We start from the raw sequence: 20465 nt of genomic DNA, 5'->3' as shown, positions 1-20465 counted from the left end.
ATCTCCCTTGCCCTCGCTTACATCGTTGGAAAAAAGCTGACCCAAGCCACGATTGATCTTGCTGGCCGCGCAGAGTCGCTTGGTAATGGCCGCGAAGTTCGGCCAATGTCCACCTCGGTGGCCGAGTTCGCCACGATCGCCCAGGCGATGGTCAATGCAGAGCACGCTATTACGGAACGCACGCGAGAGCTGCAGACCGTGCTTGAGACGGTGCCGGCGGCCGTATGGTTTACTTATGACCCTCAAGCTCGCCAGGTTATCCGAAATCGCTTCGCGGCCGAGTTGATGGGCCTACCGACAGTAACGTCCAAGCCATTCGGCGAACCCGATCTCGTAATTGACACGGTGGCCGTCAAGGACGGGCAGCGTGTCGCTCGCGAAGATCGTCCTTTGAGCCGGGCGATGCGCGGTGAGACGATCGACAACCAGGAATTTGCATACATTCTGCCGTCGGGTGTTCACCGTTACCTGCTCTCCAGCGCACGTCCGATCCGCGATCCGAGCGGATCCATCATTGGTGCCGTGCAAATCAGTTTGGATATCTCGGAGCGTAAGCGTGGTGAAGAGCAACGTCAGCTGCTGCTCAACGAACTCAATCACCGGGTGAAGAACACGCTGGCGGTTGTCCAATCGATCGCCACCCAGACAATCCGCAACGCCGCGGATCTGCCGGAGGCAGGACGCAACCTGTCCAGCCGGCTCGTCTCGCTGGCGAAGGCTCACGATGCCCTGACACGCCAAAATTGGAGCGGCGCGGACCTCGGCGATCTGATCGCCAACTCGATCACCGCGCACGCACCGCTCGACCGTTTTCGGATCAGCGGCGAGGATGTCTGGCTTCCGCCAACCGTAGCGCTTTCATTTGCTTTGGCACTTCATGAGCTCACGACCAACGCCATCAAGTACGGGGCGCTCTCGAACGGGGCCGGGACAATTTCAATCGCCTGGACGATTACCGGCGAGGAGGATGGGCGTAAACTCAAGCTGAAATGGCGTGAGTCAGGAGGGCCTCCGGTCATACCTGCAACGCGCAAGGGCTTTGGAACGCAATTGCTGACGCGCGTTTTCGACAATGAGCAATCTGGCGGAGTTGTCTTGCGATACGAGCCATCCGGCCTGCTTTGCGTTTTCCATGTAAGCCTCTCCAGGCAGACAATTGCGGGGGCAACGACCTAAAAGTTCATCTCGCCATAATGTGAGACACTACCCCGAGTGGGATTGCGGACGCTGGCTCCGGCCCAACTCCCTGGCGTGCGCAGGGCTTTCGTCGTTGCGTGCGCATTTCTGGCATGGCCGGCGCGAGGCCGAAAATTTGCGTGGCACAGCAAGACAATCTACGGCGAATTTCGTGGAACAATCGGATGCCCAGACCGTTGCCAAGCGGTCTTCAAGCTCAGGATTTGCCTTGTTTCAGCGACCCAACGAAAGTCTCGCTACCTCGCAAAGGTCTGGCGATGCCACTCATGGCCAGGGCGGATTGGCCGAGCCCAGGCAAATCGCCAACGTTGCGCGCCGACTGGTTGTCATCTCGAATAGGCTGGGGAACATTCGCGATCTGTCGCAAGCCGGCGGGCTGGCGGTTGGTGTCGCGGATGCGTTGGCCGAGCGTGGTGGCTTATGGCTCGGAGCAAGCGACGAACATCAGGACTCTGTCGCGAGCGACCAACCGCTGATCCGCCTCGAACGCTTGGGTAGGATCGAGACGGCTGCGCTCACCCTGCCGCGCGAGGAGTATTCGCGATATTACAACGGCTACGCAAACAGTACGCTGTGGCCGCTTTTCCATTATCGGCTAGACCTAGTGAACCACCAGGCAGAGTTTCTAGACGCCTACCGGCAGATCAATGCGCGGTTTGCGAAAGCGCTCGTGGGACTATTGTCGGGCAACGACGACCTAATCTGGATTCACGACTACCATCTTATCCCCTTGGCCGCCGAGTTGCGGCGGCTCGGAATCCGCAATCGGATCGGCTTTTTCCTGCACATTCCGTTCCCGCCGCCTGACCTGTTTGTAGCCACACCCGACCATGAGGAACTCGTCGGCGATCTGCTTCAGTATGACGTTGTGGGTTTCCAGACCGAAACGGACGTGGCGAATTTTCGGCGCTCGGCGCAGGCCACCAATTCCACGACCTTTGATGCCAACGGCGCAGCTGAGGCAAATGGCCGGACAGTGTTGTCGAAGTGCTTCCCAATAGGCATCGACGTCGATTCATTCTCTCGCATGGCCAACGACGCGGCCGAGGATGTCCAGATTGATTCCATGCGCCGCCAGATTCTGGGACTGAAACAAATCATCGGCGTCGACCGGCTGGACTACTCCAAAGGTCTGCCCGGCCGCATGCAGGCTTTCGCTCGCCTGCTGGAAAGGCACCCTGAACAAGAGCGGGCGGCAACTTATTTGCAGATTGCGTCGCCCACGCGCGAGGAGGTCACCGCCTATGCTGACATCCGGTCACAGCTAGAGGCAACTGCTGGCGCGGTGAACGGGAAGTACGCCGATCTGGCCTGGACCCCGATCCGCTACATCCACCGAGCCGTAGCGCGCTCGCGGCTAGCTGGTCTGTTGCGCGCCAGCCAGGTTGGCTTGGTCACGCCTTTGCGTGACGGGATGAACCTCGTGGCAAAGGAATACATCGCCGCCCAGGATCCAGCCGATCCCGGAGTGCTTGTATTGTCTCGTTTTGCAGGTGCGGCGGAAGAGCTTGCGGAGTCCCTGATCGTGAATCCCTATGCGGTTGACGAGGTTGCCGATGCCGTCGCAAAAGCGCTCGTGATGCCACTTGATGAACGAATTGCTAGGCACGGCGCACTGCTCAAGCGCATCAGGTGCAATGACGCAGCAGAATGGCGGCGATCATTTCTCGCCGCGCTCGCGGGCGAGGGGTAGTGTGCGTTTGCACTAATCCTGCAAGCGGCCTGACTTCACCGAGTTTACAAAGGGAAGCAGCTGTGTGGCGGCGAGCAGGCCGCTTTCATGCGGAATTACCAAGTTCGGCGGCGCGATGCAGGCCGGTGCACGAAAATATCCGGCGCCGCCGTTTCCGAAGCAGGCGGCGCCAGAGTTCCAACCGAAACACGGCAAAACCGGACTGGAATGCCGCGGACCGAACCAAATGTCGTCAAAGACGTTGAGTCGCGTTGCGTCATCAGCCGGGGGCATTTCCATGACAAAGGGCGAGCTATCTACCTATCGTACCAAACGCGATTTCACCAAAACGAAAGAACCCAGCGGCGAGCGTTTGATCGCGAAATCAAACCGGCTACGGTTTGTAATCCAGAAACACGCAGCCACACGGCTCCACTACGACCTCCGCCTCGAGCTCGACGGTGTCTTCAAGTCCTGGGCCGTCACCAAAGGTCCGTCGCTCGATCCTCAGGATAAACGCCTTGCGGTAGAGGTTGAGGACCATCCGCTGGACTACGGCGACTTCGAAGGCACGATCCCCAAAGGGCAATATGGTGGCGGCACCGTCCAGCTGTGGGACCGTGGGTATTGGGAGCCAGAAGGCGCTATGTCTCCTGAACAAGCCTTAGAGAAAGGCGATCTGAAATTCACGCTTGACGGCAAGCGCCTGCATGGAAGTTTCGTTCTCGTGCGCATGAAGCACGACCGCAATGGCGGAAAGCGAACCAACTGGCTTTTGATCAAGCACCGCGACAAATACGCGACTGATGGCAATGGCGACGCAGTGCTGACGCAGGACCGGTCCGTCGCCTCGGGCCGGAGGATGGAAAAGATTGCTGCCGGGAAGGGGGCCGGCCCGAAGCCGTTCATGATGCAAGGCTCATCGGTGCCCGATGCGGACGCCGTGTGGGACAGCAATCGCGGCCTCGCCGCTGAGGAACGCGCAAAGTCGTCAAAGGCATCGCCAAAGCCGTCGCCGAATGCATCGCCACGTCCGAAACGCGCCGTTCGTGCCGATGCGGTCAAGATGCCCGACTTCATCGCACCACAGCTTTGCGCGACGCTCTCCCGGCCGCCTGTAGGAGCAAACTGGGTTCACGAAATCAAGTTCGATGGCTATCGCGTCCAGCTGCGGGTCGAAGATGGCGTCGCCACGCTGAAGACCAGAAAAGGCTTGGACTGGACAGAGAAGTTCGGCGCCATTGCAAAAGAGGCGGCCAGCCTTTCCAACGCTATCGTGGATGGTGAGATCGTGGCGCTCGGCGAAAATGGCGCACCGGATTTCGCCGCCTTGCAAGCGGCGTTGTCGGAGCGCCGGACAAAAGACCTGATCTTCTTTGCATTTGATTTGCTGTTTGCGGACGGTGTCGACCTTCGAAAGCAGCCGCTTTCGGAACGCAAGGTAAGGCTAAATGAGATGATCGGGGAGGTTGAGCGCGCTGAGGAGAACCTCATCCGCTATGTCGAGCACTTCGCCAATGGCGGTGACGCTGTGCTGCAGTCTGCCTGCCGACTTGAACTCGAAGGCATTATCTCCAAAAAAGCTGATGCACCCTACGTCTCTGGCAGAACCGACACCTGGGCAAAGTCGAAATGCCGCGCCGGGCATGAGGTTGTTATCGGCGGCTGGTCGACGACCAACGGAAAATTCCGCTCATTGCTGGTCGGCGTCAACAGGGGCGAACATTTCGCCTATATCGGCCGTGTCGGGACCGGATACAGCGAGGCAAAGGTCAGGCAACTGCTGCCGCGGCTGAAGGAGATGATGGCGGCCAAGTCGCCGTTTACAGGCGATGGCGCACCGAAAAAGGATTCAACCGTCTTTTGGACGAGGCCGGAACTGGTTGCGGAAATCGAGTTCGCCGGCTGGACCGGCGGCGGCAATGTCAGGCAGGCCGCCTTCAAGGGCCTTCGCGAAGACAAGCCAGCAAAGGAGGTTGAGGCCGAGCGTCCCGCCGAGCCACAGGACACGCAGATTGCCGAACCTGCCAGAGGACCCGGCCGGACCGGAAAAACCCCAATCGTCATGGGCGTCATCATCTCGAAACCTGACAAGCCGCTTTGGCCGAATGCCGGTGATGGTGGGAAGCCAGTCACCAAGCTCGACCTCGCGGAATACTTTGAGGCCGTTGGCCCTTGGATGATCAAGCATCTCAAGGGCCGCCCCTGTTCACTCGTGCGCGCGCCGGACGGTTACGCCGGCGAGCAGTTCTTCCAGCGCCACGCCATGCCTGGCACGTCCAATCTGCTGGAATTGGTGAAAGTCTTCGGCGACCACAAGCCGTATCTGCAGATCGACCGCGTCGAGGGCCTAGCTGCGATCGCCCAGATCGGCGGCCTGGAACTGCACCCCTGGAATTGCCATCCCGCTCATCCCGAGGTTCCCGGCAGGCTGGTTTTCGACCTGGATCCCGGTCCGGAGGTTTCCTTTGGCGAAGTTGTCGCGGCCGCCAAGGAGATGCGCGACCGTCTCGAAGATTTGGGGCTGGTCAGCTTTTGCAAGACCACGGGCGGCAAGGGCCTGCACGTTGTGACGCCGCTGGCAGGCCAGCGCAGCAAAACGAACTGGCCCGAGGCCAAGGCCTTCGCGAAGGCAGTGTGCGTGCAAATGGCGGCGGACCGTCCGGATCTCTACCTCGTCAACATGGCCAAGAAGTTGCGGACGTCCCGGATCTTTCTCGACTACCTCCGCAATGATCGCATGGCGACGGCCGTTGCACCCCTGTCACCGCGTGCCAGAGAAGGTGCAACTGTTTCCATGCCACTGACCTGGAGCCAGGTGAAGGCGGATCTCGACCCGAAAAAATACACAGTCCGCACCGTCCCGGGGTTGCTGAAGAAGACGGTTGCCTGGGCCGACTACGACGATGGCGAAAGGTCTATCGCGAGCGCCATCAAACGGCTCGGTTCAGCAAAGCTAGCGGCATGACATCGAAACATGCAAAACCGTCTTTCGCCGTCCCATTGGACACGGAACCGATGGAGGCAAAGGCTGCCGCCACGTTGCCTGACAGCGCTGGCCAATGGCAGTACGAACCCAAATGGGACGGCTTCCGCTGCCTTGCCTTCAAAGCTGGCGATGAGGTCGACCTGAGAGCAAAGTCTGGCAAGCCGCTCGGCAGATACTTTCCGGAAGTCGTCTCGATGCTGCGTGTTCTGACGGCCACTGATTTCGTGGTCGACGGTGAGATCGTCATCGAGGTGAATGGCGCGCTCTCTTTCGATGCGCTGCAGATGCGATTGCATCCAGCGGAAAGCAGGGTTCGAAAGCTGTCTGTCGAAACCCCCGCCAGATTGATCTTGTTTGATATGCTGGCTAGGGCGGACTTCAACGTGATGGACCAGCCGCTGTCCGAAAGGCGCCAAGCTCTGGAACTGTTCGTAGAATCGGCTGGTCATGCCGATATCGAACTGTCTCCTTGTACTCGGGATTTGGCGACAGCAACGAAGTGGCTTGGCGCATCCGGTCACGGTTCGACGGACGGCGTTGTCGCCAAGCTTGTCGACGACGAATACCAGCCCGGCGAACGCGCCATGGTCAAGGTCAAACGGCTGCGTACAGCCGATTGCGTGGTCGGAGGCTTTCGCTATCTGGCAAATGCGCGTGAGGTCGGTTCCCTGCTGCTGGGTCTCTACAATAACCTGGGCAAGCTCGACCATGTGGGGTTCACGTCGACAATCGCGCGGGAGGATCGACCGCAGCTGACCCGACAACTCGAAGCTTTGCGATCGCCTCCTGGTTTTACCGGCAAGGCTCCGGGCGGCCCAAGCCGCTGGAGCACCGAGAGGAGTGGGGAGTGGGAACCGCTTCACCCCGAATTGGTGGTCGAAGTTCGCTTCGATCACGTCACGAATGATCGCTTCCGGCACGGTACCAAATTTCTGCGATGGCGCCCCGACAAGAATCCCAAGCAGTGCACCTTCGAACAGATGCTGAAAACATGAAATCGGCACGCGGTCTGTAGCGCGCGTTGCGCTCAAACCTTAGCCCTATGCGCTCGACTGCCCAATGTTCGCTTCTTGATCCCTTTCGTAGTGAGGCTGGGCCTCTGGCGTGATTCCCGCAACGACCCACTGGCTCCGGCGGCGGCGCTGATCGATCAGCGCGTCAATGCGCCTGGGACTATCCATTCCTGAATCCGCCGAGCCAAATTCCGCTGCAGTGACTCGTTCGGCGTCACCGAAAGTTCTCATACCCGCTCGGTGCCTTCGGTGAGTGCTGAGGTTGCACCGCCTGCTGCTGACCGGATTTAGACAGCGGGAGCTCTCCCCCGTTGATGGTCCGAAAAACCTCGCTGGCAGGCTGCTCAACCATTGGGTTAGGTGGCATCGGTGTCGATTGCGTCATTGTGGAGTCCTCCGGTTACTGCGCTGCAGGTGCGCCAATGAGCGTTACTGTTTGCGTAATTGCGGGCCTGACCTAAGCGGCATCGACGCGCTGGAGATCAGAGACGCGGACCACGCCGTGCTGGCTGACGAAGGTCAGGGTCGTGTCCGTGCTCTGGCTCTGTGAAACACCAGATATGCGATGATCTCCGGTATCGTAGATTATCGTATTTCCATGATCGTCGATGACCAGACGGCGCTTCTCGTTAAACGCCGCATACCGCATATGGTTCTGGGAGCCAGCGGCAGACGGGCTTCCAAACTCGTCAGGCCACCACGAGCCGGCGGTTGCCAAACCAGCCGAGCGATAGCTCACATTCGTATCGTCGTTGCGCCCCTCGGCTGGATGATCGCGGAGGTAGGCGGACAGCTCGCCCGCGATAGCGTTGAGCTTCGCCTTGAGGCTGCCGTTGAACATGTCGCCGACCATCGTCATGCCGGAAGACCATTGCGACATGCCTCCGAAGTCGACATGGCTGAACTGGGCCATGGTCCCGCCGCCACGCCGCAAAGCGTCTAGAACAGCGGTGACAGCTCCTTCGGAGATGCCATGCTCGCGCGCAAGACGGGCGGTCAGTTCGGTGTCGTTCTGGGTCATCATGATGTCCTGAGAAATCGATGGAACAGCGTACGGCCGCGCATGCAAGCTTCGTCGGGCCGTTAGTCTGCGCAGCACGGAAGTAACGAGCGTCGAGAGGCGCGGTTCCCGTACCCGGCAGAACGGCAACACATTCGACAGTCACCCACCCAGCAATCGTGTAATCCGCCGCGAAATATCGCGGAACATCCGTCAATGTCATTTGACGGAAACGCTTATTTGTCGGGAATATTTGCACCCAGTCGCACCTTTGGGGGGCAGACCAAGGGAGGCTGCCATGACAAGACGCATCGATCGCGAGAAGATCGATAGAGCGGAACGCGAGAGCAGATGTGTCCGGCGGCTCAAGCCGAGTCGGGGGTTTCGGCCTCTCGATCATGTTGGAATTGCTCTGCCCATTTCAGATCCATCAGCCAAGGCTCGCGCCGGCCGATCCAGAGTTCATAGCCTGGAATGATGTCGCTCGGGGCGAGGTCCAGAGCGCCCAGCATGATCTCCGCCTCGTCGTCCCGCAATGAGGCGATGCGCGATCCGCAATTGGGGCAAAAGCTTCGGCCATTTAACGCCCGTAGGTCGCCAGTGCCCTGATAATTCGACCGCGCCCAAACACCGAAGAAGTTGAACGCGCTGCCGCTCGAGCGGCGGCAATCCTGACAATGGCAAAGGCCAACACGAAGCGGAGCGCCTGTGACCGAGAAGCGAACCGCACCACAGAGGCACCCACCTCCGCGAATATCATCTTCGCTCATGTCAGAGCTCGCTTTGGAGGATCACGGTTCTCGTCGGGGTTGGGGACTGGCAACTCGTCCGGCAAAAGGTCCGGGTCGGGCTCGCGCACGTCTGGTGTCCAGCTTGGTGCATCCACCGGCGGTTCGTCGTTCGGCTCTGGTTTGGGCGGCATGCCTATTCTCCTGGTGTGTCGGTTGGGCGAGGTGTCTTGCCAGCCACCGGACGTGCGTCGCTTCGTCTGGTCGTGAAGGGGTCCGCCAAAGCGCTGGCACGTTTGGGCGGAGCGCCTGCCGTCTTGGGGCTGGCTGGCGCCTGGCCGGAGTCATTGGTGCCAGGGTTTTTACGCTGGATTTCGACACCGGCTGCCTCTGGTTCCTTGGCAATTGCAGCGTTGAGGTTTTTGATCTTGGCCATCCCGTCATCTCCTTTGCTGGCCAACGACCGGCCGTCAGGAATGTTCCATGCCGCGCGGAACTCGCAGGGATGCAGGCCTGTTATCGATGATCACAGAGGAGCACCGAAAAATGTCTGACAATGAAAACCATCGTGAAACCGGCGCGACGAAATATCCCGCCAAGACGGGTGCCGACCCATCGGATGCGTTCTCCCAGGACGCAGCTGGAAACAAGAAGCCCAAGGGCGGAGTTGGATTAACGCGTCCCGTGGACGAAGTCGATGACAAGACGCATCAGTCCGACGGACAGAACCCATCAGGACCGGTAAAGAGTGCTCGGCCATGAACGTCGCCAATCTTCAGCTTGAAGGTCTGATGATGGCAGTCGCGTCGATCAACAATTTGCTTGTCCACAGGGGCCTGCTTTCGATCGACGACATCGATATTGCGCTGCGAAAGGCCGAGGCCAATGTGACGGGCGACGAGCGAACTTATGAAGATATGTCGCCGGCCAATCGCGACGCCATCTGCTTCCCGATGCGGCTTCTGCAGATCGCAAACAATGCGCAAGGCGAATCCGACATTCCACCGTTCTCGGAACTGGCAAAGATGGTTGGACAAACGAAAGAGCCGTATAACGATCAGCGGTAACCACGATGGCTCGATTTCGGTGACGGCTTACATCTCGCTGTTCTGAATAATTCCCGCTTCGCCATCTTGGATAGGCCTGCGCGAGACCGTTGAGTTCTTGAGCCGAACGCCAGGGCCGCCATGGATCGTCTCGCCATCACTTAGAAAGGCAACTCCCGCCAGTTCGAGCGCCGATCGCATCGCGACAATCATGCCGGCGGCCGGAATGCGCTTCCCTTTCTCGAAGTCCCGAACCGTCCCCTCGCTGACCTGCGCTTTGGCGCTAAGCCTGGCTTGTGACCAATCCAGCAGAGCACGCGCCGCCCGGCATTGCTCGACAGTCAATTGGGTCACAAACTTCTCCTCGATCGACGCGGTGCTCGTTGGCCTACGCGCTCTTGCGCTTCGGCTCGCTCTTTTTGGGTGTCGCTAGCCCCTCCTGCTTGAGGCTCTTCTTAAGCACCTCAGCCAGGTTGATAACGTTCTCTTTCGGCTTAGGAGCCGCCTTCGGTGGCGCCTTGCCCTTGCGCTTCGCGTCAATCATGGCAATCAGCGCATCTTCGTAGGTGTCCTCGAATTTCGAGGGATCGAAAGTTGTCACCTTTTTGTCGATCAGCATGCCTGCGATTTCGAGCAATTCGGGATCGTATTTCGCCTTGGTCAAACCATCGAAGACACTGTCTTCGGAGACCATCTCGTTGTGGTTTCGCAACTCGGTCATCACCATGCCCTTGCCGTAAGGCTGGATCACAACTTCCCGGCCGCGCTGATAGAGCACGATGCAGGATCGGGCTGCGACTCCCTTGTTCTTCATCGCATCGCGGATCACGCCGTAGGCCTCGACGGCCGCGCCGTCGGCTGGAATGAGGTAGTAGGGCTTCTCCAGATAGCGGGTGTCTATCTCATTGATCGCGACAAACTCACCGACTTCAAGCGTGTGATCGGAGGTGAGCTTCAGCGCCTTGATGTCGTCGGGCTCGATTTGAAGGAACTCATCCTTCTCGACTTCGAACCCCTTCACCTGGTCCTCGCTCTCGACGGTCTTTCCTGTCTTTTCGTCAGCATAGACACTTTTGACGGGGAGGCCGTCTTTGCGGTTCAGAATCTTGAAATGGATCTTTGATGCCTCGCTGGTGGCGCCGATAATCTTCACCCCGCAAGTTACCGATCCAACCTTCAAAAAGCCCTTCCAGACAGCACGTGGCGCGACCATGTCGTTTATCCTGTTTCGGGTCAGGGCAAACGAGTTTTCTTTCAAATCGTTCCCTCTGCCGCGGGTTCGGCGGAGTCGACTGAATCAGCAAGAAGCTTGAAAGCCAAACCAACCGGGAGATGCGGACCGCCGCGGACGGGGACAGTCGGTCCCGCGTCCCGTCCTGCGGCCGGCGCTATGCTGACGCTCCTACGGCTGTCCCGTTCACCGCCCGCGGCGGGGGCGAATTTCCTCCGTCCCGCGCGCGACAATTGTCCGCTGTTGCGGACGCGCGCAGGACTGCGGCTTATACGCCGTCTTTCTTTAGAGGGCCGACCGAGGGTTTACATCGAGAAGGGGTCTTCGACCCGTCCAGCGGCCCGCAGAACCGCGACCTTTGAGTCTAAATCGAATCTCTGAACTTCGTTTCCACGACCTAGTAACGCAGCCGGCGCCTCAAACGATAGAACGCCGGGGAGCTCTGCAAGTCACGCGCGGCGTGCGTCATGAACAGGACAACGAACAAAATCAGCAAGGTAAAAGCGATTCCGGTGATAATGGGCATTGGACACTCTCTGGAAATCGAACTCGGTGTGACGGTTGGTTCAAAGTTGGAAGGCCAGCGCAGTCAGCCCGACCGCATAACACCGGGCTCCTCTGTCGGCGGATCGCTGATTGGCTGCTGCTGGGAGCTGTCGAGCACCAAGTCTGAAAAGTTGACTGTGGCGACCAGATAGCCGGCTTCGTCGTAGACCCTTGTGACCGATCCGGATTGGTCGAGACCGGAGGGAGCACCCGCAACAAGCGCCGCGTGGGCCTTTTCGATTGCTCGCGGGCTAGCCAAATCGGGACTCGCCAACTCTTCCTCGAATGTTGTGGTCTGGTCGAACTCTGTGGTCTCAAAGCGGAACTTCGGCATGAACATCTCCTGTCACCAAGCAATGTCCGTGCACAAATTGGGTTCCCGAGAACGACGTACGGGGAAGCTCGAAGACCGATATCCGATCCTTCCCGCCGACCTCACGTCCCATTGACTCTTTGTCAGGAAGAGAACAAATGAGGAACATGCCATCAGCATTTCGCGTTCAGGGGACAGATGAGTGCATCGACGCCGACTGCTGCCATTTCCGATCTCCGAGATCGCATTGCGCGTCTCGAAGGAGGAAGCACGCGCGAACGAGCGGTGCTTCCCTTCGGTGTCGCTTCCATCGACAGCCATCTGCCTGGGGGCGGGGTGGCGCTTGGTGCTCTTCATGAGGTGGCCGGTGGCGGCAATGGTGCAATCGATGGCGCTGCTGCATCGCTTTTTGCTGCAGGCATTGCGGCCAGGACGCAAGGCAAGGTGCTGTGGTGTGTGACGCGCCAGGATCTGTTTGCGCCGGCAATCGCACAGGTCGGACTTCACCCTGATCGGGTGATCTATGTCGAGGCCGGTGACGACAAATCCTTGCTCGCCTGCTTCGAGGAAGGCCTGCGGCATGTCGGACTTGGGGCCGTGGTTGCAGAGGTTGCGCGTCTGTCGATGACGGCTTCGCGACGCTTGCAGCTTGCGTCAGAAGCGTCGGGAGCGATGGGCATCGCAATCCGCCGCTGGCGCCGCCAGACCGAAGCTGCCGATTTCGGCCAGCCGACAGCCTCCGTCAGCCGCTGGCGGGTTTCTGTTTTGCCATCGCGGCCGCTCCCCGTTCCGGGTGTTGGCCGGGCACGATGGCAACTTGAATTGATCAGATCCCGTGGAGGGGAAACGCTCGATATCGAAGTGGAGGCTTGTGATGCCAAGGGTCGTCTCGCTCTTCCTTCCAAGCTGGTCGACCGACCGGCTCAGAAGGAAATTGGGCGACGTCTCGCCGCCATCGGATAAGCCGTTGGTGACAGTGGGGCGGCACGGCAATCGTCGCCTGGTGACCGCGGTCGATCGCGCCGCATTGGAAGCCGGCTTGCGGGTCGGAATGCCTGCAACGAAGGCGCAGGCACTGGTCCAGGGGCTGGCGGTCATGGATGCCGAACCCGATGCCGACGCGGAGGCATTGGAGCGGCTGGCGCTATGGGCATTGCGGCGGTACGCGCCGATCGTCGCGACAGATCCTTCGGACGGATTGGTCATGGACACCACGGGCGCCGATCATCTTCACGGCGGCGAGAAGTTGATGCTGATTGATATGGTCAAGCGTCTCAGCCAGGCCGGCATCTTGGCGCGGGCAGCAGTTGCGGACAGCTGGGGTGCCGCACACGCCGTTGCGCGATACGTCAGGCAGACCGTCAGCGTGGTTGCCGTGAACGCTACCTATGATGCAATCCTTTCGCTCCCTATCCCGGCGCTGCGCTTGCCCGATGCAATGGTCAGCGGTCTGCGTGTCTTGGGCTTCGACAGGGTAGGCGAGCTTTTGAAGCAGCCGCGCGCGCCGCTGACCCTGCGCTTCGGACCGGAACTGGGTCGCCGCCTTGACCAGGCGACGGGGCGCCTTGCCGAACCGATAGAGCCGGTCCGGCCGGCTGATGCGATCGAGGTCAAGCGTGCCTTTGGCGAACCCATCGGTGCCGCCGAGACAATCGCGCGCTATGTCGGCAAGCTTGTTCAAGCGCTTTGTCTCGAGCTGGAGGCCAAGGGCCTCGGCGCGCGGCGGCTTGACCTGCTGCTCTACCGCGTCGACAATCGGATCGAAGCCATTCGCGTCGGCACAGCCTTGCCGGTCCGAGATGTTAAGCGGTTGACGCGTCTCATCTGCGACAAGATCGAGAAAATCGACCCGGGCTTCGGCATCGAACTGATGCGCCTGTCGGCGCCGCTGGCTGAACCGCTGACGCCCAGACAGACCATTTCATCGCTCATCGAGCAACGCGACGCGGACATCTCAGATCTGATCGACATCCTCGGCAATCGTGTCGGTGAGGAAAGGCTCTATCGGTTTACCCCTGTTGCCAGCGACGTGCCCGAACGGTCTGTTCGGCGCGTGGCACCCGCGTCGGTTGAAACCGGCGACGCTTGGCCTGACCATTGGCCGCGTCCGGCGCGTTTGTTTGCCGTGCCGGAGTTGATCGAGGCGATAGCGCTGTTGCCCGATCATCCGCCGGCGAGCTTCACCTGGAGAGGCATCCGGCGGCGGGTCAGGCGCGCCGATGGTCCCGAGCGGGTTTTTGGCGAGTGGTGGAAGCGTGACGCCGAGCTTGCCGCGGTGCGCGACTATTTCCAGGTCGAGGACGACGCCGGCGAACGGTTCTGGATCTATCGCGCCGGCGACGGCGAGGATGTCGCGACCGGCTCGCATCGCTGGTTCCTGCATGGCATCTTCGGATGACCGCGTCCTACATCGAACTGCAATGCACCTCGCATTTTTCTTTCCTGCGGGGCGCCAGTTCCTGCGAGGAACTGTTTGCGCAAGCTGCCATCATGGACATGCCCGCACTTGCCATCTGCGATCGCAACAGCCTCGCCGGCATTGTGCGCGCGCATGAGGCTGCGAAGGCGACTGGTGTGCGACTGATCGTCGGATGCCGGCTGGATCTCGCTGAAGAGTTTTCAATCCTGGTCTACCCGACCGATCGCGCGGCCTACTCCCGGCTGTGCCGCTTGCTGTCGCTGGGCAAGAAGCGCGGCGGCAAGGCGAAATGCGTGCTGCACTGGGCCGATGTAGTTGCTTTTGGCGAGGGCCTCGTTGCGGTGCTTGTTCCCAGCCAGACCGATGACACATGCCACTTTGGCTGCGACGGTTGCATGAAGCTTTTGGCGATCGGGCCTACATGGCGCTGACGCTGCGCCGCCGTCCCAATGACGCGTTGCGGCTGCACGATCTGGCCACCCTTGCCAGGCAGGCCGGTGTGCCAACGGTCGTCACCAACGATGTCCTCTTCCACGAACCGTCACGGCGCATCCTGCAGGACGTCGTCACCTGCATCCGGCACAATGTCACGATCGACAATGCAGGGTTTCGGCGGGAAAGGCATGCCGACCGCTATTTGAAACCGCCGGAGGAGATGGCACGCCTGTTCGGCCGCTATCCCGATGCGATCGCGCGCAGTCTCGAGATCGCCGGCCGCTGTCGGTTTTCGCTGGACGAACTTGCCTATCAATATCCCGAGGAACGCTTGCTGCCCGACCTGACGCCGCAGCAAGCGCTGGAGAGGCTGACCTGGGAAGGCGCCACGACGCGCTTTCCCGAAGGGGTGCCGGAAAAGGTTGTCGCTTCGTTGAAGCATGAGTTGCAGCTCATCGAGAAGCTGCAATACGCGCCGTATTTTCTGACGGTCAACTCGATCGTTCGCTTTGCCCGCAGTCAGGACATTCTATGCCAGGGCAGGGGATCGGCGGCGAACAGCGCCGTCTGCTACGTGCTTGGCATCACGTCGATCGATCCCGATCGCAACGATCTGCTGTTCGAGCGCTTTGTCTCGGAGGAACGCCGCGAGCCGCCCGACATCGATGTCGATTTCGAACATGAGCGGCGCGAAATCGTTATGCAGTGGGTGTTTGACACCTATGGCCGTGAGCACGCAGCTTTGTGCTCGACCGTCATTCGCTACCGCTCCAAGGGCGCCTTGCGTGACGTCGGCAAGGCGCTCGGCCTGCCCGAGGATTTGATCAAGATGCTGTCGTCGCAAGTGTGGGGCTGGTCGGACGAAGGCCTTCAGCCCAAGCACGCCGAAGAGCTGAACCTCAATCTCGGCGACCGCCGTCTGCGCCTGGCGCTTGACCTGGCCAGGCAATTGATCGGCGCGCCACGGCATTTGTCGCAACATCCGGGAGGTTTCGTGCTGACCCGTGACAGGCTTGACGATCTGGTGCCGATTGAACCCGCCGCGATGAAAGATCGTCAGGTCATTGAATGGGACAAGGATGACATCGATGCACTGAAGTTCATGAAGGTCGATGTGCTGGCGCTGGGCATGCTGTCCTGCATGAAGCGAGGCTTCGATCTCCTGTCCGAGCATAAGGGCATCACGCTCGATCTTGCGACCATACCCGCCGAGGATCCGCGCACCTATGCAATGATCCGCAAGGCCGACACGCTGGGCACCTTCCAGATCGAAAGCCGCGCCCAGATGTCAATGCTGCCGCGCATCAAGCCGCGGACCTTCTATGATCTGGTCATCGAGGTGGCGATCGTGCGGCCGGGGCCGATCCAGGGCGACATGGTGCATCCCTATCTGCGCCGGCGCGAAGGCAAGGAAGATGTGATCTACCCCAAGCCCGAGCTCGAAAAGGTGCTTGGAAAAACGCTGGGCGTGCCGCTGTTTCAGGAGCAGGCCATGCGCGTGGCGATCGAATGCGCCGGCTTTACGCCGGGCGAGGCCGATCAGCTTCGCCGCGCCATGGCGACCTTCAAGCATACCGGCGGCGTCTCCAGCTTCGGCGCCAAGCTGATCGGCGGTATGGTCAAGAATGGCTATGAGCGCGAGTTCGCCGAAAAGACCTTCAAACAGCTTGAGGGCTTCGGTAGCTACGGCTTTCCGGAAAGTCACGCTGCCAGCTTCGCGCTGATCGCCTACGCGTCCTCCTGGCTGAAGTGTCATCACCCAGATGTCTTCTGCGCCGCTCTGTTGAATGCCCAGCCGATGGGCTTCTACGCCCCGGCGCAGATCGTGCGCGATGCCCGCGACCATGGCGTCGAGGTGCGCCCGGTGTGTGTGAACGCCTCACGCTGGGATTGCACGCTCGAGCCCACTGAGGACGAGGATCGGTTTGCCGTTCGCCTTGGCTTGCGCATGGTTCGTGGCCTGGCCAACGCTGACGCGGCCACCATCGTCACCACCCGAGCCGACCAGCCCTTCACTTCGCTCGATGATTTATGGCGCCGAGCCGGCGTTCCCGCTGCCTCTCTGGTTGAACTTGCGCAGGCCGATGGGTTTCAACCGTCATTGTCGCTAGCCAGGCGTGAAGCCCTATGGGCGATCAAGGGACTACGCGACGAGCCGTTGCCGTTGTTTGCGGCCGCGTCTTCACGCGAGCAGCAGACGGTGGCGGAGATCCACGAGCCAAGTGTCACATTGCGTGCCATGACCGCCGGCGGCGAGGTCGTTGAAGATTATGGCCATGTCGGGCTGACCCTGCGCGATCATCCTGTGTCCTTCTTGCGTGCAGATCTGCGGCGCAAGCGCATCGTCTCGTGCCGGCAGGCCATGCAGGCGCGTGACGGACAATGGCTGGAGGCGGCGGGCCTCGTGCTGGTTCGCCAACGGCCGGGCTCAGCCAAGGGCGTCATGTTCATCACCATCGAGGACGAGACCGGAATCGCCAATCTGGTCGTTTGGGTGAAGGTCTTCGAAAAATATCGCAGGGTAGTCCTTGGTGCCGGCATGATTGGCGTCTATGGGCGCATTCAGCGAGAAGGCGAGGTGGTCCATCTCGTCGCGCATCGGCTCACCGATCTGTCGGTCGATCTCGCCAGCGTCGGTGATCGGAATGCCGCTTTCCCGTTGCCGCATGGCCGTGGCGACGAGTTCCATCACGGCAGCCCGACGGCTGATCCGCGCGGACTGCCGAAGGGGCCGAGGCCGCGAAACATCATCGACCCCTATCTGCACATCGACCAGATCAAGGTGAAGACACGGGATTTCAGATAGGCTGGGGTTTCAGCTTTGCCGACGAGGATGCGCACGCTGGCCAACGCCGCTCTGCCTGCCGAAAGGCGGCTGACGGGAAGGAGCGAGGTTGTCCTAACGATGCAAGGTCGGCCGATAGATAAGCTCTTGGGTGCGGCCGTCGAGCGTGCGCTGTTCGAGCAACTCCAGATCAAAGTCGGACGCGCCATGAAAGATTGGTGCTTGACCAGTTATGCCCGTGATCACGGGGTAGAGCGTTAGCTGCAGGCGGTCTACCAATCCAGCTGCCATCAAGGAGCGATTGAGCGACAGGCTTCCATGAGAACGCAACGGCACCTCGGAGCTTTCTTTCAGGCGGGCAACCATATCGACTGCGTCACCTCTGGCGATGCTCGCGTCTGGCCAGTCGAGAGGCTCTTTCAAAGTGGAAGATATCACGGTCGCAGGGGTGTTCTTCAACCTGACGACCCATGGATCCAGATCGCCGGACGCCAGCATTTCCACGTTCTCTCGAAACGTCGTTGCGCCGAAAACCATACGCTGCGGCTCCTCGTACAAGGCGAGACGGCGCGAGCAGTTCGGGACCCTGCTTGCCCCAGTATCCTCCCCAGTCCCCGTGGTGAGAACCAAAACCATCCAGGCTTGAAAAAATGTCCCAGGTGTAGGTGGCGGTCATTCGATCTCTCCGGCGGCTTGTCCTCGATCTGGGTGGCCGGTCTTCAGCATCTCGCGGTCATGACATCAGGTGCGCTCGTAAGTCAGCGAGAGATCGCTCTCCCAGGCTTTGCCCTCGCGTGACATCTCGCCCGTACTGAACATGCGGTTACCACCTGCCTCCAGTTTGAAGACCATGCGCTGCGAGAACTTTCGATCCATGCGCTGCATGGCGAAGCCGTCGTCAGCGACGACGACCTCGTACCTGCGTGAGACGCCGCGCCCATCGAAGTAGCTGATGAAGCAGCTCTTGGCTTCGTCGTCGCTGGCGAAGATCGCAATGCCATCCGGAAATTCCGGATGATCAATTTGCGACCGCCAGACCATGAACGCGCCGCCCTCCAGCCATGTGAACGATGCGCGACCGCGTAGCGTCGTGCCGGGAACGGCGGGGTGGGTTCCTGTCGTGCGCCATTCTCCGATCAGCTGCTCAAGAGGCTTGAGTGCGGCGTTCGGCATTCTCGCCTTGCGTCCGATGTCGGCTGTCATGACGATTTGGCTTGCTTTGGCGGCTCGGCGAGCGTGATCTGGTTGCCGTCTGGGTCGCTTAGCTTGGCGATCTTTCCGAAGTCCCCTTCCTGCTCATTGTCAAGGAAGAGCCCAACGGCTTTGAGAGACGTGCGCGCCTCGCTCATGTCGGGCACCACGATGGTGCACATGCTGGAACCGGCATTGTCTTGGTTCTCGATAATCTGGATGTTGGCGCCGGCAACATTTCGCCACTGTATGAGATTGTCCATCGGCCGATCGTCAGGGCCACGATCGAAAAGCTTCGTGTAAAATGATTCAGCCGCGGCAATGTCGGCTGTCGCGATAGCTGCATAGATCCCTTGGATACGCATTAGGGTCTCTCCCGCTCAGCGGGATCAATTCGCGCACATTCGAAAAGTTCCTCTCGACCTGCCCCACCAAGTTGTTGCCGGGAAGTAACAACGCGCTGGCTGTTGAGCCAGTGCACAGAAGAAGGTCTATTCGAGCCGAAAAAGGGTCGCCCGGTTCTGGCATTGAATAAGGGAACAGTTCGCCCTGCCAACTGCCGAAGCCAACCGACAGATCGTTGCAGCTTTACTGTCAGCCATGCGTTACCTGATTGATGACGGTGTTTGGCAGGGAGTTTGACCAATTGAGCGTAGCATTTGCCAAGGAGGAAAGTGCTGAGGCGGCGGCGGAGACCATATTGCCGGCTCGCCCTATTTCCGGTCGGATCAATCTCGTCACTGAGGCGGGTCTCAAGACGCTGCGGGATGAATTGGTTCGCGCTCAGCAGGCTTTCGCGACCGCTAACGCGCTGGAAGATGTGAACGAAAGGCGGCGGCAGTCGGCGGTCCCGGTTCGAGATATGCACTACTATGCCGAACGCGTTCGTACGGCTCAACTCATGCCGGCGCCGACCTCCAACGAAGTGATCGCCTTTGGCCACACCGTTACCTTCGAGCGTGACGATGGCCGCAGGCAGACCTTCCGCATCGTCGGTGAGGATGAAGCCAACCCCTCTCAAGCTTCCATATCGCACGGCTCACCGGTTGCCGTCGCGCTGATTGGCAAAGCCGTTGGCGAAATTGTCCAGCTGGGGCAGCGCGAAATCGAGATCCTGTCCATTTCCTAGGTGCACATCAGGGAAGGGCGCACCACCATAGTGGTTGCCAGACGGCAAATCAGGGCCGACACCTGGGGCTCCTGTTTTGGTGTGAACTGGCGATAATGCGGGTTCAGTTAGCGCTATCGTGAAACGCTTTGGCCGAAAACTTTGTCGAGGCGCTCCTGAAGCCGCGTTGCCGACTTGTCGAAGCGCGCTTCCAGCGTGGGAGCGGCGCCACGGCAAACATCAACGACGCGGCGCGACCATTTCAGATATCTGGCTCCGCTCTTTGCCCTGAAACGGGCATCGGGACCGTTTAGAACCTCCTCGATGTTGGACGTCCGATCCGCCAGCTTGAGCCTTTTAGTTCGAAGGCCGGCCGTGGCGGTATGGTCAACCTGTCGCTGGCGGCGCGCTTTTCCTTTGAGCCCCGATGGATCGCTTACATCGGCGACGAGATCAGCCACTGCCTCGCCGAAATGCTCACGGAGGGCGCTCTCATCGGTATCAGTGTATTCTAGCGTATCGTGCAGCCACGCAGCGGCCACCAGAACTGGATCCAGCGGATCGATGCTTGCGCACATCGCTGCCACCTCGGAAAGATGGACGATGTAAGGATCTTTCATGTCTTCCCGCATCTGGTCCTTGTGAGCATATGAGGCAAAAAGTGCCGCTTCCGCGATCTGCCTCACATCACGTGGAGTGATTTCACGAGCGCTCATGCAACAGTTCCCATCACCCGCATTAACCAGCGAAATCTCTTCCAGCATGTTCCGACCTCATCAAATCGACCAATAC

The 20465-nt window shown here is 60.0% G+C and carries 20 protein-coding genes and 1 pseudogene; 10 read left to right on the top strand and 11 right to left on the bottom strand.

The genetic code is table 11. The features are described 5' to 3' along the window. Positions 1 to 105: 105 nt before the first annotated feature. The 4 genes from AB4Z43_RS01225 (at position 106) to AB4Z43_RS01210 (ending at position 6853) form a co-directional block, all read left to right on the top strand. The gene (locus tag AB4Z43_RS01225) at positions 106 to 1176 is read left to right on the top strand and encodes a sensor histidine kinase (protein ID WP_441935422.1); all 1071 of its coding nucleotides are present in this window, start codon (positions 106 to 108) and stop codon (positions 1174 to 1176) included. Positions 1177 to 1348: 172 nt separating this feature from the next. After that, on the top strand, positions 1349 to 2890 hold the full coding sequence (locus AB4Z43_RS01220) for an alpha,alpha-trehalose-phosphate synthase (UDP-forming) (protein WP_441935421.1): 1542 nt from the start codon (positions 1349 to 1351) through the stop codon (positions 2888 to 2890). Between the two features lie 277 nt (positions 2891 to 3167). Beyond that, a complete protein-coding gene (ligD, locus tag AB4Z43_RS01215) occupies positions 3168 to 5837 on the top strand; it encodes a DNA ligase D (RefSeq protein WP_441936137.1) in 2670 nt (889 codons plus the stop codon). Then, positions 5834 to 6853, top strand: coding sequence for an ATP-dependent DNA ligase (locus AB4Z43_RS01210; RefSeq protein ID WP_441935420.1), 1020 nt, complete (start codon positions 5834 to 5836; stop codon positions 6851 to 6853). The genes ligD and AB4Z43_RS01210 overlap by 4 nt, the downstream gene beginning before the upstream one ends. Before the next feature lie 475 nt (positions 6854 to 7328). Here AB4Z43_RS01210 and AB4Z43_RS01205 read toward each other — a convergent pair whose 3' ends face one another. The 4 genes from AB4Z43_RS01205 to AB4Z43_RS01190 all read right to left on the bottom strand — a co-directional run bounded on the left by AB4Z43_RS01205 (position 7329) and on the right by AB4Z43_RS01190 (position 9035). Further along, positions 7329 to 7892: a hypothetical protein gene (locus AB4Z43_RS01205; RefSeq protein ID WP_246675335.1), complete on the bottom strand. Its 564-nt coding sequence runs from the start codon at positions 7890 to 7892 to the stop codon at positions 7329 to 7331. A gap of 344 nt (positions 7893 to 8236) precedes the next feature. Beyond that, positions 8237 to 8641 carry a GFA family protein gene (locus AB4Z43_RS01200; RefSeq protein ID WP_441935419.1) on the bottom strand — a complete coding sequence of 135 codons (405 nt, stop codon included), beginning with the start codon at positions 8639 to 8641 and terminating at the stop codon, positions 8237 to 8239. Further along, positions 8638 to 8793 carry a hypothetical protein gene (locus AB4Z43_RS01195; protein WP_441935418.1) on the bottom strand — a complete coding sequence of 52 codons (156 nt, stop codon included), beginning with the start codon at positions 8791 to 8793 and terminating at the stop codon, positions 8638 to 8640. Before AB4Z43_RS01195 ends, AB4Z43_RS01200 begins: the two co-directional genes overlap by 4 nt. Before the next feature lie 2 nt (positions 8794 to 8795). Continuing rightward, a complete protein-coding gene (locus AB4Z43_RS01190) occupies positions 8796 to 9035 on the bottom strand; it encodes a hypothetical protein (RefSeq protein ID WP_441935417.1) in 240 nt (79 codons plus the stop codon). 110 nt (positions 9036 to 9145) lie between these two features. Here AB4Z43_RS01190 and AB4Z43_RS01185 point away from each other — a divergent pair, with 110 nt between their 5' ends. Beyond that, positions 9146 to 9361, top strand: coding sequence for a hypothetical protein (locus AB4Z43_RS01185; protein ID WP_441935416.1), 216 nt, complete (start codon positions 9146 to 9148; stop codon positions 9359 to 9361). Continuing rightward, positions 9358 to 9666 (top strand): hypothetical protein, encoded by a 309-nt coding sequence (locus AB4Z43_RS01180; protein ID WP_441935415.1) that lies wholly within the window; start codon positions 9358 to 9360, stop codon positions 9664 to 9666. The genes AB4Z43_RS01185 and AB4Z43_RS01180 overlap by 4 nt, the downstream gene beginning before the upstream one ends. 27 nt (positions 9667 to 9693) lie before the next feature. Here AB4Z43_RS01180 and AB4Z43_RS01175 read toward each other — a convergent pair whose 3' ends face one another. From AB4Z43_RS01175 to AB4Z43_RS01165, 3 genes are all read right to left on the bottom strand, one after another. After that, complete coding sequence (locus AB4Z43_RS01175; protein ID WP_342215773.1) at positions 9694 to 9999, bottom strand: helix-turn-helix domain-containing protein; 306 nt, start codon at positions 9997 to 9999, stop codon at positions 9694 to 9696. A 34-nt stretch (positions 10000 to 10033) separates the two neighbouring features. Beyond that, on the bottom strand, positions 10034 to 10858 hold the full coding sequence (gene ku / locus AB4Z43_RS01170; RefSeq protein ID WP_441935413.1) for a non-homologous end joining protein Ku: 825 nt from the start codon (positions 10856 to 10858) through the stop codon (positions 10034 to 10036). Positions 10859 to 11465: 607 nt separating this feature from the next. Further along, positions 11466 to 11756 (bottom strand): hypothetical protein, encoded by a 291-nt coding sequence (locus AB4Z43_RS01165; RefSeq protein ID WP_441935412.1) that lies wholly within the window; start codon positions 11754 to 11756, stop codon positions 11466 to 11468. 177 nt (positions 11757 to 11933) lie between these two features. Here AB4Z43_RS01165 and AB4Z43_RS01160 point away from each other — a divergent pair, with 177 nt between their 5' ends. The 3 genes and pseudogenes from AB4Z43_RS01160 (at position 11934) to AB4Z43_RS01150 (ending at position 17395) form a co-directional block, all read left to right on the top strand. Then, positions 11934 to 12698: an ImuA family protein gene (locus AB4Z43_RS01160; protein ID WP_441935411.1), complete on the top strand. Its 765-nt coding sequence runs from the start codon at positions 11934 to 11936 to the stop codon at positions 12696 to 12698. Then, on the top strand, positions 12610 to 14133 hold the full coding sequence (locus AB4Z43_RS01155; protein WP_441935410.1) for a Y-family DNA polymerase: 1524 nt from the start codon (positions 12610 to 12612) through the stop codon (positions 14131 to 14133). Before AB4Z43_RS01160 ends, AB4Z43_RS01155 begins: the two co-directional genes overlap by 89 nt. Continuing rightward, positions 14130 to 17395: pseudogene (locus AB4Z43_RS01150) on the top strand (error-prone DNA polymerase). Before AB4Z43_RS01155 ends, AB4Z43_RS01150 begins: the two are co-directional and overlap by 4 nt. A gap of 93 nt (positions 17396 to 17488) precedes the next feature. Here the strand turns inward: AB4Z43_RS01150 and AB4Z43_RS01145 are convergent. From AB4Z43_RS01145 to AB4Z43_RS01135, 3 genes are all read right to left on the bottom strand, one after another. Further along, positions 17489 to 18010: a dihydrofolate reductase family protein gene (locus AB4Z43_RS01145; RefSeq protein ID WP_441935409.1), complete on the bottom strand. Its 522-nt coding sequence runs from the start codon at positions 18008 to 18010 to the stop codon at positions 17489 to 17491. A gap of 105 nt (positions 18011 to 18115) precedes the next feature. Beyond that, positions 18116 to 18577 (bottom strand): hypothetical protein, encoded by a 462-nt coding sequence (locus tag AB4Z43_RS01140; protein WP_441935408.1) that lies wholly within the window; start codon positions 18575 to 18577, stop codon positions 18116 to 18118. After that, the gene (locus tag AB4Z43_RS01135; RefSeq protein ID WP_441935407.1) at positions 18574 to 18930 is read right to left on the bottom strand and encodes a VOC family protein; all 357 of its coding nucleotides are present in this window, start codon (positions 18928 to 18930) and stop codon (positions 18574 to 18576) included. Before AB4Z43_RS01135 ends, AB4Z43_RS01140 begins: the two co-directional genes overlap by 4 nt. 281 nt (positions 18931 to 19211) lie before the next feature. On the opposite strand from AB4Z43_RS01135, the gene greA reads away from it, so the two are divergent. Beyond that, a complete protein-coding gene (greA, locus tag AB4Z43_RS01130) occupies positions 19212 to 19694 on the top strand; it encodes a transcription elongation factor GreA (protein WP_441935406.1) in 483 nt (160 codons plus the stop codon). Between the two features lie 113 nt (positions 19695 to 19807). Here greA and AB4Z43_RS01125 read toward each other — a convergent pair whose 3' ends face one another. After that, a complete protein-coding gene (locus AB4Z43_RS01125; protein ID WP_441935405.1) occupies positions 19808 to 20437 on the bottom strand; it encodes an HD domain-containing protein in 630 nt (209 codons plus the stop codon). Positions 20438 to 20465 lie beyond the last annotated feature (28 nt).

The organism is Mesorhizobium sp. 2RAF45 (assembly GCF_052115225.1).
GTDB classification, from domain to species: domain Bacteria; phylum Pseudomonadota; class Alphaproteobacteria; order Rhizobiales; family Rhizobiaceae; genus Mesorhizobium; species Mesorhizobium jarvisii.
Note: the sequence above shows the minus strand (reverse complement) of the source record. Positions and strands in the feature narration are given on the sequence as shown.